Genomic DNA, 14,266 nt, shown 5'->3' on the forward strand with positions numbered 1-14,266 from the left:
TCCTTACGCCAGGCAGCGGAAGAGCAGGGCCGGATCGCGGTCGGGATCGATACGCAATTTGATCCCGCCCCATTCGATGCGGGACTGTTCGCCTGTCATGAGATTTTCAACAGCGGTGACGGGGCGGCGTTCGCCGCCGACGTCGATGGTGAGGTCGCCGAGCGGCAACCAGGTCTCGCGCACATGGCGCGAGAGGGCGATGACCGCGACAACAGTGTTGGCGGGTTCGGCGGCCGCCTTGACGAAGGCGATGGTCTCGCCGTCCTCGATGCCGAGGAAGCGCAGATTGGTGGTCTGCTGCAGCGCCGGATTGTCGCTGCGGATGCGGTTGAGCGCTGTGATCCAGGGCTTGATATTGCCTGATTTGTCCCAGTCGCGCTGGCGGATCTGGTACTTCTCGGAATCCTGATATTCTTCGTGGCCGGGCACGGCCTCGTGCTCGAGCAGCTCGAACCCGCTATAGAGGCCGTAATTGCCTGATAGCGTTGCTGCCAAAGCGACACGGGACTTGAACATCCAGGCCTCGCCGCTCTGGAGGTGATAGGGCAGCAGGTCCGGCGTGTTGACGAACAGGTTTGCCCGGTAGAAATCCCGCTCGGGATGGCGCAAGAGCTCACCGAGATATTGCTCCAGCTCCCACTTCGCCGTGCGCCAGGGGAAATAGCTGAAGGACTGCGCGAAGCCGAGCTTGGCGAGACCCTTCATCAGCTTCGGCCGCGCGAACGTCTTGGCGAACAGGATCACCTCGGGATGCCGCTGCCTGATCTCGTGGACCAGCCACTCCCAGAACGGCAGCGGCGCGGTGTCGTGATTATCGATGGCGAAGATGGTCACGCCATGGTCGATCCAGAACAGCATGGTGTCGCGAAACGCATTCCACAGCCCGACCCGGTCGACCGAGGCGAAATCGGGGACGACGATGTCGGAATAGGGGCCGTCCGCCGTCCGCACCGAGCGGTCCGGCCGCCATTTGAACCATTCCGGATGCTGCGTCAGCCAGGGGTGATCCGGCGAGCATTGCACGGCGAAATCGAGCGCGATCTCGAGACCGTATTCGAGGCAGGTCGCGACCAGCGCGCGGAAATCCTCGATGGTGCCGAGCTCGGGATGCAGCGCATCGTGCCCGCCCTCGGCCGAGCCGATCGCATAGGGCGAACCGGGCTCGCCCTCGGTTGCGACGGGCGCATTGTTGCGGCCCTTGCGGCTGGTGCGCCCGATCGGGTGGATCGGCGTGAAGTACAGGACGTCAAAGCCCATCGCGGCGATGTCGGGTACGCGGGCGATGCAGTCGCGGAGCGTGCCGTGCCGGCCGGCCACCGTGCTCTGGCTGCGCGGCATCATCTGATACCAGGCGCTGAAGCGCGCCTTGTCGCGGTCGACAATCAGCGGGAAGTTTGGCGAGCGGGTCAGGTCGGGCCGCGCCTGGCTTTCGGCCATGGCCTCGCCGAGATCAGTTGCGAGCAGCGAAGCGACGTCGCCGTTTTGGAGATAATCCTCGCATTGCCTGAAAATCACGGCCGCAGCGTCCTGCCGCGCGCCATGCGCCTTGGTCAAAAGGCCGGCGCCCTCGATCGCATCGAGCGTCACGTCGCCGCCCGAGAGCTGCTTGCGTTCGAGCCCGTGACGCCAGGTGGCGAATTCGTCGGTCCAGGCTTCGATGGCATAGACATATTGGCCTGCTTCGGTTGGCGTGAACGCGCCGCACCAGCGGTCGTCGCCATGATGGGTCATCGGCTCGCGCCGCCATTCCCGGTCCTGTTCGCCACGCCAGATCAGCGCGGCTCTGATGGTCGCCTCGCCGTCGCGATAGATGTCGGCCCAGACCTCGACCCGATCGCCCGCGATCCGCTTCACGGCGAAGCGGCCGCCATCGATCAACGGATAGATATCTTCGATGAGGAAAGCGCTGCCGGCGGCGGCACTCTCGACAGTTTGAATTGTCTTGTTCACGGTGATGCCATTGACAAGAAAGCAGGAGCCCGTTTCCCTTGTCGGGAACCTACGCTTGGTACCACTATAGAAAGCCGCTTGTGTGTCATTGGTTCCCTTGGGAACGGCAGGCCCAGTTTGCGAGTTACCCCTGACTAACCTCTTCCGCGACCTCGTTAAAATCCATGCCCCCGGCCAAACAATGGCCTGCAAGCTGCGTGCCGAATGGATCTTTTAGCTCAAGCCCGGATCAAGGGCGTTCAGTCCGAATTCGTCGATGCCCTCGGCAAGCTGCGGGTCACTGCGCCCGAGGCGCTCAAGTCCATCCTCGATGCCCTGCCGGAAAAGCGGGTCTATCGCTTCGTCGACGGTCCGGTCGTGGTGCGCGCGCTCGGCAATCCGCGCACCGAGCTCGCTTCCGTCGGCGCCGCGCCGCTGCAATGGAAGATTACCGGCAACGGCAACATGATCGGGCAGGGCGAGACGCACGAGCCTGTCATCGCCTGGCCCGCCGGCCTGCCATTGGGCTATCACCGGCTGACGCTGACCGATGCTGCGGGCGCGACCGAAGAGGTGCCGATGATCGTGGCGCCCGAACGGGCCTTCGGCGGTGAGTTTGACCGCGGCTGGCTGCTGGCCGTGCAGCTCTACAGCGTCCGCTCGGATCGCAATTGGGGCATCGGCGATTTCACCGACCTCGCCGGCCTTGTCAGGCTCGCCAAGCAACTCGGCGCCGACGGCGTCGGGCTCAATCCGCTCCATGTCCTGTTTGACGATCATCCGGCCGATTGCAGCCCCTATTCGCCGAACAGCCGGCTGTTTCTCAATCCGCTTTATATCGACGTGGAGGCCATCCCCGAATATTCGGCCGACCTCATCCCGGACGCTGCCAGGACCGCGGCGCGGCTGCGCGAAGGCGATCGTGTCCCTTACGCCGATATGGCGGCGCTGAAATGGCTGGGCCTGCGCGCCGCCTTTGACAGCTTCGTGAAGTCAGCGACCGGTGTCCGGCGCAACCAGTTCGATGCTTTTCGAGCGGACCGCGGGCCGCTGTTGTCGCGCTTTGCCTGCTTCGAGGTACTTCGGCATCGTTTCAATGTGCCGTGGTGGGAATGGCCGGTGGAATGGCAGCAGCCGGACGATGCCAAATGCGCTGAATTGCGCAACGGACCCGACAAGCACAAGATCGAGTTCGTCGAATTTGTGCAATGGACGGCGGACAGCCAGTTGCGCGCTGCGAAGGAGCTCTCCGCAGAGCTCGGCATGCGCGTCGGGCTCTATCTCGACGTTGCCGTGGGCGTGCAGTCCAACGGCTTCGATGCCTGGAACGAGCAGACGTCCATCTCCCGCCATCTCGCGGTCGGCGCCCCGCCTGATGTTCTCAATACCGTCGGCCAGGATTGGGGCCTTGCCGGCTTCAACGCGGGCGGCCTGGAGGCGCAATCCTTCGTGCCCTTCGCGAACATGCTGGCCGCCTCGATGCGGCATGCCGGCGCCATCAGGCTCGATCACGTGCTCGGGTTGAAGCGGCTGTACCTGGTGCCGCGCGGCTTCAAGCCCGACAACGGCGCCTATGTGCAGATGCCGCTCGAGGCGCTGCTGGCGGCGGTCGTGTGCGAGAGCGTGACCCATAAATGCATCGTGATCGGCGAGGACCTCGGCACCGTGCCCGAAGGCTTCCGCGAGACCATGCAGGATTTCGGCATCTGGTCCTACCTCGTCATGATGTTCGAGCGCGACGACGCCGGCCATTTCCGCAATGTCGACCACTACCGGCCGAACGCGCTGGTCACGCTGAATACCCATGATCTCTGCACCTATGCGGGCTGGCGCTCGTTCAGCGATCTCAAGATGAAGCGCTCGCTGGGGCTCGATCCCGGCGAGAACGAGCAGGCGCGCTGGGACGCGCTCGGTGCGCTCGACGAGATCCTGCGCCAGAACGGGATCAAGGCCAACGATCTCTACTCTGTGCTCGGCTTCCTGTCGCGCACGCCGTCGCGGCTGCTCGCCGTGTCGCTGGAGGACCTGCTCGGCGTGATCGACCAACCCAACATTCCTGGCACCATCGATGAGCACCCGAACTGGCGGCAGCGGCTCCCGGTCGCGCTCGATCAGATCGCTGCCAAGATCGATCTCGCGGCCCTGAAGGCCGCGACGCGGGAACGTTCGCTCGTCGGTGGGCGTTGATATCGAGGGTTTTAGGCTCGCAAAACATTGTCGCAGAGGATCGAGGACTATGCGCTGATCGGCGACTGCGAGACCGCGGCGCTGGTCGGGCGCAACGGCTCGATCGACTGGCTGTGCTGGCCGGCCTTCGATTCCGACGCCTGCTTTGCCGCCATCCTCGGCACGCGCAAGAACGGCCGCTGGCTGATCGCTCCGAGCGAGGACGTTACAAGCATCTCGCGCCGCTATCTCGGCGACACTCTCATCCTTGAAACGCGCTTTGAAACGAAGAGCGGCACCGCCGCGCTGATCGATTTCATGCCGCCGCGCGGCAAGGCCTCCGACATCGTGCGGCTGGTGCGCGGCGTCAAGGGCACGGTGAAGATGCGGATGGAGCTCATCATCCGCTTCGGCTTCGGCGTCGATATTCCCTGGGTGCGCCGCTGCGAAGATCGGTCCCTGCTGGCGGTCGCCGGCCAGGACATGACCGTGTTGCGCACGCCGGTCGAAATCCGCGGCGAGGATCTCACCACGGTGTCCGATTTCGACGTCAAGGCCGGCGAGACCGTGCCGTTCGTGCTGACCTACGGCCCCTCGCATCTCGATCCGCCTGCGGCAATCGACCCGGAGATCGCGCTCCATGAGACCGAAAAGTTCTGGAAGGAGTGGTCAAGCCGCTCCACCCATGATGGCGAGTATCGCGATCTCGTCATGCGCTCGCTGATCACGCTGAAGGCGCTGACATTTGGCCCGACGGGGGGCATCGTCGCGGCGCCGACCACCTCGCTGCCGGAAAAGCTCGGCGGTGGCAGGAACTGGGACTACCGCTTCTGCTGGCTGCGGGATGCCACCTTCACGCTGCTGGCGCTGATGAACTCCGGCTACACCGAGGAAGCCCTGGCCTGGCACAATTGGCTGCTGCGTGCGGCCGCCGGCTCGCCCGCCAATATGCAGATCATGTACGGCATCTGGGGCCAGCGGCGGCTCCTGGAATGGGAGGCGGCCTGGCTCGACGGCTATGAAGGCGCCAAGCCGGTGCGGGTCGGCAATGCCGCGCATGCCCAGCTCCAGCTCGACGTTTACGGCGAATTGATCGATGCCTTCCATCAGTCGCGCATGGCCAAGCTGAAGCTCGACGATGAGGCGACCTGGGCGCTCGAATGCGCGGTGCTGAATCATCTCGCTGAAGTCTGGGATCATCCCGACCACGGCATCTGGGAGCGGCGCGGGCGGCCGAAGCACTACGTCTTCTCCAAGGTGATGACCTGGGTTGCCTTCGACCGGGCCATCAAGAGCGCCGAGACTTTTGGCTTCAAGGCGCCGCTGCTGCATTGGCGCACCTTGCGCGAGGCCATCCACCGCGACGTCTGCCACAGGGGCTTTGATACCGAAGAGAACGCTTTCGTCGAGTCCTACGGCTCAAAACGGCTCGATGCCAGCCTGCTGCTGCTGCCGGGTGTCGGCTTCCTGCCGGCCGATGACCCGCGCATCCGCGGCACCGTCGCGGCCATCGAGAAGCACATGATGCGCGACGGCTTCGTGCTGCGGCACGATCCGCGCGAGGTCTCCGAGGAGACACAGCCGATCGAGGGCGCTTTCCTGGCCTGCACCTTGTGGCTGGCTGACGCCCACGTGCTCGCGGGCGACCTCGATCGGGCGCAGGCGCTGTTCGATCGCATCGCAGGTCTTGCGAATGACGTCGGGCTGCTCGCCGAAGAATATGATTCCGTGGCACGCCGCCAGACCGGCAACTTCCCGCAGGCGCTGACACATATTGCGCTGATCAACACCGCGCACAATCTCTCGGCGGCAAGGCACGCCAGCGACAAGCCGGCGATGCAGCGGTCGAAATAGCTCGAAAGATCAACTTCGATTGCGCGGAAGGATGCCATGTCAGACCCGTCATCCTGAGGTGCGAGCCATGCGACGCGAAGCGAAGCGGTGCTTGAGCCTCGAAGGATGAGCGGCCGGGGATGCATCAACCCGCCCTCGCGGGATGCCTAGCCCACCCCATTCCGCTTCAAGATCATCTCCATCGCCTCGGCAAAACCATCCTGCTCGTTGCTCGCGGTGACGTTGGTGGCCTGGTCCTTGACATTGTCGGTGGCGTTGCCCATGGCGATCGAGGTGCCGCTGACGCGGAACATGGCGAGGTCGTTCTGCATGTCGCCGATGGTGGCGACCGCATCCAGGGAAACGCCGAGGCGCTTGGCCATGGCCTGCACGAAGGTGCCCTTGTCGAAGCCGGGCGGGGTGATGTCGAGATAATAGGTCTGCGAGCGCACCGCGGTCGCCTCGCTGCCGAGCGCCTGTTGCATCGCCTTCTCGCAAGCCTCGAGGCCCGCTGCATCGGCGCTGGCGCCGACGATCTTGCAGGCACTGGCGAGATACGGCGCAAAGTCCGTGACGATGGTGGGATCGGAGCGGATCGTGTGCTGCTCATGCGCGACGTATTTACCGCTGGGGTTATCGATCAGCCATTGGTCGGTGGTGAACAGCCAGATGTCGGCGCTGAACTCGCGCAGGATCTGAAGCGACCTTTCGGCGGCGCTTTTCGGGATCAGATGCTGCTCGACCGGCCTCATCTCGGGATCGACGATCGAGGAGCCGTTGAACGGGCCGACCGGCAGCCACAGCGCCAGCGGCTCGATCAGGAAGCGCATGCCGATCGCGGGACGGCTGGAGGTGATGGTGAAGCCGATGCCGGCCTGGTGCAGCCGCTGCACCGCGCTCCTCGCGCGGTCCGTCAGCGTCTTGTCCTTGGTCAAAAGCGTGCCGTCGACATCGGAGACGACCAGTGAAATCTTCGTCATGGCTCAGCCCTGCTTTTCCCGCCGTCGATTTTCAGCTGCCGCACGATGCCGTCGACGATCGCCTCGACGGATTCGTCGATTGAGGCCGTGATGACGTGCTCGCTCGCATCCGGCGGCTCCAGCGCGGTGAACTGGCTGGTGAGCAGCCCGGGCGGCATGAAATGGCCCTTGCGGTGCGCCAGCCGGTCGGCGATCAGCTCCTGCGTGCCTTTCAGGAACACGAAGCGCACGTCGTCACGTCCGCGCAGCAGCACCTCGCGATAGCTGTGCTTGAGCGCCGAGCACGCGATGATGACGTGCTCGCCCTTGCCGCAGGCGCGCGCGATCTCGTCGGCGATGGCGTTGAGCCAGGGCCAGCGGTCCTCATCGGTGAGGGGATGGCCGGCCCGCATCTTCTCGACATTGCTCTTGGGGTGGAAGCTGTCGCCGTCCTCGAAGCGCCAGCCGAGGCGCTCGCCGAGTGCAGCCGCGATCGTGCTCTTGCCCGATCCCGACACGCCCATGACAATCAACGCACAAGGTGCTTTAACGCGGCCCACGAATCCCCTCCGGAAGCGCGGCCCGATCGACCATCCAGACGGTCTCACCATGCGAGCGCGCGCGTAACGCCGGCAGATTCTCGCCATTGAGAAGGCGCGTCAAGATCGGCTGCTTGTCATGCCCTGCAATCTCGAACAGCATCTCGCGGCACGAGGCCAGCGCGGGAAGCGTCAGCGAGACCCGCGGCACGAACGGCGCGACGTTGGCCTTGGGCACGCCGACCACCCAGCGCGCGGTTTCCTCGATCTCGGGATAGCCGGGAAACAGCGAGGCGGTATGCCCATCGGGTCCTGCGCCCATCAGGACGAGATCGAACAGCGGTCGTGCCGGATCGAGGCGTTCAGATCCGTAGAAGGCCTGCAATTCGTGTGCGTATGCCGCGGCGCTCTCATTGGGATTTTCAACCAGGGTGGGGATCGGATGGATATGGCCCGACGGCGCGTCGCGATCGAGAAAAATGGCGCGCGCGACGGCCATGTTGTTGAGCGGATCGCTCTCGGCGACAAAGCGCTCATCGCCGACGAACCAGTGCACGCGGTCCCACGGAATCCTGCTGCGATAGCCGTCGCTGCCGAGCAGCTGATACAGCTTCTTCGGGCTCGATCCGCCGGTCAGGCAGATCGCGATACGGCCGGGATTGGCTGCTATCCGCGCCATCACGCGCTCGGCGGCGGCTTGTGCGAGGGCCTCGGCGTCCGCGACGACGATCAGCTTCGGCTCTGCGGCCGCGGCCATCACGAAAACCTCCGCCAGCTGCGGCCGTCGCGGCGCAGCAGTTCATCAGCGCAGGCGGGGCCGTCGCTGCCGGCTTCATAGGTCTCGATGCCATTGCTGCCCTCGGTTTTCCAGGCGTCGAGGAACGGCTGCACCGCCGCCCAGCCGGCCTCGATGCCGTCGGCGCGCTGGAACAGGATGTTGTCACCGATCATGCAGTCGTAGATCAGCGTCTCATAGCCGGTGGAGGGGTCGGCGCGGAAATAGTCGCCGTATCTGAACTTCATCTCGACACCGTCGATGGTGATGCTCGGCCCCGGAATCTTGGCATTGAATTGAAGCTCGATGGTTTCGGTCGGCGCAATGCCGATGGTGAGGAAGTTCTGCGAGAGCCGGTCGACCGTCGTGCCTGAAAACATCGACAGCGGCGCCTGCTTGAACTTGATCGCCACCTCGGTGCGCTTGTGGCCCAGTGCCTTGCCGGTGCGCAAGTAGAACGGAACGCCGGCCCAGCGCCAATTGTCGATCATCAGCTTCAGGGCGACAAAGGTCTCGGTGGTGCTGTCGGGCTTGACGCCCTCGGTCTTGCGATAATCCGGGATGTCCTCGTCGCCGATTCGGCCGGCGAGATATTGCGCGCGCACCGAATTCCTCAACGCCTCTTCCCGGCTTGGCTGCTGGATCGACGTGAGCACCTCGGCCTTCTCGGAGCGTACGGAATGCGCGTCGAAGCGCGCCGGCGGCTCCATCGCCACCAGCGACATCAGCTGGAACAGATGGTTCGGCACCATGTCGCGCAGCGCGCCGGTGGCATCATAGAAGCCGCCGCGATGACCGACGCCGAGCTTCTCCTCGACGGTGATCTGGATGTGATCGATGTGGTTGCGATTCCAGATCGGCTCGAACATGCCGTTGGCAAAGCGCAGCACCAGGATGTTCTGCACCGTCTCCTTGCCGAGATAATGATCGATCCGGTAGATCTGGTGCTCGTCCATGATCTTCAGGAGCTCGGCATTCAGCGCCTTGGCCGAGGCGAGGTCGGTGCCAAAAGGCTTCTCGATCACGAGGCGGCGCCAGGCGCCATTCTCCTTCATCATGCCGGTGCGGCCGAGCTCGCGCGCCGTCGGCGCGAAGGCGGCCGGCGGGGTCGCGAGATAGAACAGGCGGTTGCCGCCGGTATCCTGCGCGCATTCCAGCGTATCCAGATGCTCGCGCAGGCGGTCGAAGGAGGGCGGGTCCTTCGGGTCGGCCTCGACGAAGGTCACGCATTCCAAGAGCCTCGTCGCGATGTCGTCGTCCACGGGCCGCGTTGCGAATTGCTTGAGGCCCTTCATCAGGCCGTCGCGCAGCTCGTCGTCCGACTGGCCCCTGCGGGCCACGCCGACGACGCAGAACTTTTCCGGCAGCAGGTGCTCGGCCGCGAGGTTGTAGAGCGACGGCATCACCAGGCGATGGGTGAGGTCGCCGGTGACACCGAAAATGACGAAGGCGCAGTTTTCCGGCTTGCGCTTTGGTTGCGGGTCTTTGGTCACGAACGATTGGCCTTCGCTTGATGGAGTTCTTATTCGGGCTTCGAAGCGGCCGGTTGCTTCGGCTCCTTATGGCCGCCGAAACCCGCGCGCATCGCGGAAAGAATTTTTTCGGCGAAGGTGTGGTCCTTGCGGGAACGGAAGCGGGTGTAGAGCGCAGCCGTCAGCACTTCGGCCGGCACGGCCTCGTCGATCGCCGCATTCACGGTCCAGCGTCCTTCGCCGGAATCCTCCACGAAGCCGGAATATTCTGCGAGCTGCGGGCTGTCGGCGAGCGCCGTCGAGGTGAGGTCGAGCAGCCAGGACGGGATCACGCTGCCGCGGCGCCAGACCTCGGCGATGTCGGCGAGGTCGAAATCATAGCGATGATCGGCCGGCAGCGCGTCGATTTTGGCGTTCTTGAGGATGTCGAACCCTTCGGCATAGGCCTGCATCAGGCCATATTCGATGCCGTTGTGGATCATCTTGACGAAATGGCCGGCGCCGACAGGGCCGGCATGGATGTAGCCCTGCTCGATGCGGGGATCACGGCCCTCGCGCCCCGGCGTGCGCGGAATGTCGCCGACACCGGGCGCGAGCGCTGCGAAGATCGGATCGAGCCGGTCCACCACCTGCTTCTCGCCGCCGATCATCATGCAATAGCCGCGGTCGAGGCCCCAGACGCCGCCCGACGTGCCGACGTCGACATAGTGGATGCCGCGCGCCTTCAGCGCCTTGCCGCGGCGGACGTCGTCCTGCCAGAAGGTGTTGCCGCCGTCGATGATGACGTCGCCGTCCTGCATCACGCCGGCGATCGTCTCGATGGTCTGTTCGGTGATGCGGCCCGCCGGCAGCATCACCCAGGCCGTGCGCGGCCGCTCCAGTTTCGAGATGAACTCTTCAAGCGTCGCCGATCCCACGGCGCCGTCGGCGGCAAGGCCGGCGACGGCCTTGGCGTCCTTGTCATAGACCACGGTCGAATGGCCGTGACGCATCAGCCGGCGAACGATGTTGCCGCCCATCCGGCCGAGGCCGATCATGCCGAGTTGCATGTGAGAAATTCCCTTAATTCAGCGCGTCGTTGAGCGCGGCATTGAGCGCCGCGAGACCTTTCTTGAGCGGTCCCTTCAGGTGCACCCGGAGCGCGCGCCGGCCGCGCTCGGTCAGCACGTCGAAATCGCCACGCGCCTGCGCCGCCTTGATCACGCCGAAGCTGGCCTTCTGGCCCGGCACAGCGAGGTCCTTGGCGTCGTCGGCGGTGATCTGGAGGAACACGCCGCTGTCCGGTCCGCCCTTATAGGCCTGCCCCGTGGAGTGCAGGAAGCGCGGCCCGAATTCGGCGGCGGTTGCCAGGTGCCGCTTCTCGAGCACGGCGGTGCGCATCTGCTGCAGCGCCTCGATGTTGGCCTTGTCGCGCGTGATGTAGCCGAGCAGGGCAAAGTAATCGCCGCGCCGCGAGCGGGTGATATGGGCCCTGAGCCAGGAGGTGAGGTCGCCATTGGCGCCCATCGTGCGGAGCGCAGCGGCGTTGTGGTCGTCGGTGTAGAGATCGAACTGTTTGGTGCTGACGACAGGCTGTTCGGCCGGCAGCGCGCCGGTCTTCTCAAAGGCCGACGTCAGCTCGCGGGTCTTGATCTTGGCCGCTTCCACGTCCGGCTGGTCGAACGGATTGATGCCGAGGATGCTGCCTGCCACCGCCGTTGCCATCTCGAAGCGGAAGAATTCCTGGCCGAGATGGTCGATCGACTTCATCACGATGCGCACCACGGGATGACCGGCCGCCTCGATTCCGGCGAGCGCCGAGTCATGGGCGGCATCGGTTTCGCCCTCGGTGCGGATGTCGATGAAGAAGCGGTCATTGCCGTAGACCGCGGATTCGCGGATCGGCTCGCCGGCGATCGGGATCAGGCCCTTGCCCTCTTTGCCGGTCGATTCCGCGATCAGCTGCTCGGCCCAGGCGCCGAAATCGGCGATCTTCTTCGACGAGAATATCGTCACCTTGTCGCGGCCTTCGAGGCCGGCAAGGCCCATGGCGAGACCGAGCTGCACGCCCGGGTTCTCGGCTGGCGGCACGTCCGGGCCGCAGGAGCGGGCCATCGCAAGCGCATGCTTGAGGAAGGTCCTGACGTCGATGCCGGCGGTTGCCGCCGGCACCAGGCCGAACGGCGACAGCACCGAATAGCGTCCGCCGATCGAGGGCTCGCCATGGAAGATGCGGGCATAGCTCAGCTTTTTGGCCGCCTTCTCCAGGGAGGAGCCGGGATCGGTCACTGCGATGAAGCGGAAGCCGGTCTTGGCCTTGGGGCCGAGGGCCTGCGCGACGCGCTCATGGAAATAGTCCTTCATCGCGTTCGGCTCGGTGGTGCCGCCGGACTTGCTGGAGACGATGAACACCGTGTTGGCGATGTCGATCTTGGCCTCCATCGCCCGCACCTCGGCCGGATCGGTGGAATCGAGCACGTGCAGCTTCGGGAAGCCGGGCTTCCGGGCAAAGGTCTCGGCCAGCACCTCGGGGCCGAGGCTCGATCCGCCCATGCCGAGCACGACGGCGTCGGAGAATTTCTGGCCCTTCACGCGGCTGGCATAGTCCTCATAATCGGCGACGTCGGCCTTGGCGGCGCTGTCGAGCCAGCCGAGCCATTTGTCCTCGTCCGTCCCGGTCCAGACCGACTTGTCGCGCTGCCACAGCCTGCGGATTTTTGCCGATGCGCGCCATTCCTCGGTGCTCTTGGCCACGGCCTCGCCGAGGCCGTCGCCGAGCGAGAGAAGCTGGCGGTCGATTGCCGGCCCGAGCACGGTGGCGCGCTTGTGGGCGACCGCGCCGTAGAGCTTGTCGGCGGCGTCGGCAAACTGCTTGACGCCGTCCTTGACCAGCTCCTCGGTGATGGCATCGAGCGAGACGCCGGAGCGTTCCAGCTCCTCCAGCACGCGGTAGGCCTCCTCGACATTCTCCTCCAGGCTGTCGCGCAGCTTGCCGTGGTCGCGGAATGCATCCAGCGTCGCCGGCGGCACGGTGTTGATGGTGTCGGGGCCGATCAGCTCCTCGACGTAGAGGACGTCGCTGTAATCCTTGTTCTTGGTCCCGGTCGAGGCCCACAGCATGCGCTGCGGCTTGGCGCCCTTGGCGGCGAGCTTCTCCCAGCGCGGGCCCGAGAACAGTCGCTTGTAATCCTGATAGGCGACCTTGGCATTGGCGATCGCGACCTTGCCCTTCAGCGCGGCGAGCCGCTCCTTCTCGCTAGGGTCGTTGGCCCGCGCGATCTTCTCGTCGAGCTGCTTGTCGACCATGGTATCGATACGGCTGACGAAGAAGCTGGCGACGCTGGCGACATGCGAGGGGTCGCCGCCGCCGGCAACATATTTCTCGAGGCCTGCGAGGTAGGCCTCGGCGACCTGGAGATAGACCGCCTTGGAGAACAGCAGCGTGATGTTGATGCTGATGCCCTCGCCGATCAGCGTCTCGATCGCCGGCAGGCCCTCGGCCGTAGCCGGCACTTTCACCATCAGGTTCTTGCGACCAACGTCCTTCCAGAGCCGGCGTGCTTCGGCGATCGTGCCTGACGTGTCCATCGCGAGATAAGGCGAGACCTCGAGGCTGACATAGCCGTCGCCGCCCTTGAGGCGGTCATAGACCGGGCGCAGCACGTCGGCGGCGGCCTGGATGTCCTCGACCGCGACCGCCTCGAACAGATCGGCCACGGTCCGGTCGCCGCGCTTCAGCGCCTTGCCGATCGGGGCGTCGTATTCGTCCGAGCTGCCGATCGCCTTCTCGAAAATCGAGGGATTGGAGGTGACGCCCTTGACGCCATCGGTGTCGATCAGCCGCTTCAGGTCGCCCTTGGCGATGAAGCCGCGGGCGAGGAAGTCCAGCCAGACGGCTTGTCCGTGCTTTTCCAGTTCTTTGACGGGATTCATGATGCTTATTATCTCCAAGCCTGCGGGCGGAGGGGGTTCCCGCGCCGGTCCTGACGCGCTATCCTTTAGCCCACATGCTCCCGGGAGGGAACCAATCAAGGGTATTGGCGTCATTCTCTCGGTCTAACTCCGTCGCGATCATGGCGATCCAGGCGGCAGTCGTGCTTATGCGTAATATAAATCTGGGATGGTTCGACCAACGTCTTGCTGCGTGAGGACATCTGTCGCGTCGCGGAGTGTGGTCAGCGGTTGTTTGACCTGTCTGATCGGCTCGGTCGCGAATGGTCATGCTGGGAGAAGGCATGCGCGCAAGTCCTGACGGCGTCGCCGGTCACCGGCGATCGATCGCGTCGGTCGGCTGCGTCGGCGCATCCTGTGATCCCGACGTCGGTCAATACCTGATGCGACTGCATCCGAGCTGCCACGCAGAACGACGTTATCCGTCAGGAGGGCCTGGCGACCGATTTTGAATGCTGCGCGCTTGTCGCGGCTGTCATGGCTGCAAGTAAGCAGGCCGCTGCGGGCAGCCGGGGCACCGCATTGCAGCAGGAAGATGACCGCGGCACCCACGCGATCGTCCTGCAAGCGTCATAAGTTTGCCGCTCGGAAATCGTCATGTTGCAGTGCCGGAGGATTGGTGCCCCGGTATCGCCCGGATGTGGCCAGCCAGTGACAATTTCT

General features: G+C 64.7%; 9 protein-coding genes. 2 read left to right on the forward strand and 7 right to left on the reverse strand.

The features are described 5' to 3' along the window. Positions 1-3: 3 nt before the first annotated feature. Positions 4-1,950, reverse strand: coding sequence for a maltotransferase domain-containing protein (locus ACNJX9_RS10670; protein ID WP_439408716.1), 1,947 nt, complete (start codon positions 1,948-1,950; stop codon positions 4-6). 204 nt (positions 1,951-2,154) lie between these two features. Here ACNJX9_RS10670 and malQ point away from each other — a divergent pair, with 204 nt between their 5' ends. Then, the gene (gene malQ, locus ACNJX9_RS10675; RefSeq protein ID WP_439408717.1) at positions 2,155-4,116 is read left to right on the forward strand and encodes a 4-alpha-glucanotransferase; all 1,962 of its coding nucleotides are present in this window, start codon (positions 2,155-2,157) and stop codon (positions 4,114-4,116) included. 27 nt (positions 4,117-4,143) lie between these two features. Further along, complete coding sequence (locus tag ACNJX9_RS10680; protein WP_439408718.1) at positions 4,144-5,949, forward strand: glycoside hydrolase family 15 protein; 1,806 nt, start codon at positions 4,144-4,146, stop codon at positions 5,947-5,949. Positions 5,950-6,095: 146 nt separating this feature from the next. Here ACNJX9_RS10680 and ACNJX9_RS10685 read toward each other — a convergent pair whose 3' ends face one another. From ACNJX9_RS10685 to ACNJX9_RS10710, 6 genes are read right to left on the reverse strand one after another with little or no spacing between them, the layout of a single operon-like run. Next, positions 6,096-6,908: an HAD family hydrolase gene (locus ACNJX9_RS10685; RefSeq protein ID WP_439408719.1), complete on the reverse strand. Its 813-nt coding sequence runs from the start codon at positions 6,906-6,908 to the stop codon at positions 6,096-6,098. Then, positions 6,905-7,447 (reverse strand): gluconokinase, encoded by a 543-nt coding sequence (locus ACNJX9_RS10690; protein WP_083513972.1) that lies wholly within the window; start codon positions 7,445-7,447, stop codon positions 6,905-6,907. The genes ACNJX9_RS10685 and ACNJX9_RS10690 overlap by 4 nt, the downstream gene beginning before the upstream one ends. Next, positions 7,434-8,183, reverse strand: a complete 750-nt coding sequence (pgl, locus tag ACNJX9_RS10695; protein ID WP_439408720.1) for a 6-phosphogluconolactonase — start codon at positions 8,181-8,183, stop codon at positions 7,434-7,436. Before pgl ends, ACNJX9_RS10690 begins: the two co-directional genes overlap by 14 nt. Beyond that, a complete protein-coding gene (zwf, locus tag ACNJX9_RS10700) occupies positions 8,183-9,694 on the reverse strand; it encodes a glucose-6-phosphate dehydrogenase (protein WP_439408721.1) in 1,512 nt (503 codons plus the stop codon). Before zwf ends, pgl begins: the two co-directional genes overlap by 1 nt. A 29-nt stretch (positions 9,695-9,723) precedes the next feature. Then, a complete protein-coding gene (gene gnd, locus ACNJX9_RS10705) occupies positions 9,724-10,722 on the reverse strand; it encodes a phosphogluconate dehydrogenase (NAD(+)-dependent, decarboxylating) (protein WP_439408722.1) in 999 nt (332 codons plus the stop codon). A gap of 13 nt (positions 10,723-10,735) precedes the next feature. After that, positions 10,736-13,585: a bifunctional transaldolase/phosoglucose isomerase gene (locus ACNJX9_RS10710; protein WP_439408723.1), complete on the reverse strand. Its 2,850-nt coding sequence runs from the start codon at positions 13,583-13,585 to the stop codon at positions 10,736-10,738. Positions 13,586-14,266: the final 681 nt, after the last annotated feature.

The organism is Bradyrhizobium sp. BLXBL-03 (genome assembly GCF_051853015.1).
In the GTDB taxonomy this organism is placed as follows: Bacteria; Pseudomonadota; Alphaproteobacteria; order Rhizobiales; family Xanthobacteraceae; genus Bradyrhizobium; species Bradyrhizobium manausense.

Coding starts and splice junctions, on each gene's coding strand:
- malQ (WP_439408717.1), top strand. CDS start 2,155: ATGGATCTTTTAGCTCAAGCCCGGATCAAGGGCGTTCAGTCCGAATTC.
- ACNJX9_RS10685 (WP_439408719.1), bottom strand. CDS start 6,908: ATGACGAAGATTTCACTGGTCGTCTCCGATGTCGACGGCACGCTTTTG.
- pgl (WP_439408720.1), bottom strand. CDS start 8,183: ATGGCCGCGGCCGCAGAGCCGAAGCTGATCGTCGTCGCGGACGCCGAG.
- gnd (WP_439408722.1), bottom strand. CDS start 10,722: ATGCAACTCGGCATGATCGGCCTCGGCCGGATGGGCGGCAACATCGTT.
- ACNJX9_RS10710 (WP_439408723.1), bottom strand. CDS start 13,585: ATGAATCCCGTCAAAGAACTGGAAAAGCACGGACAAGCCGTCTGGCTG.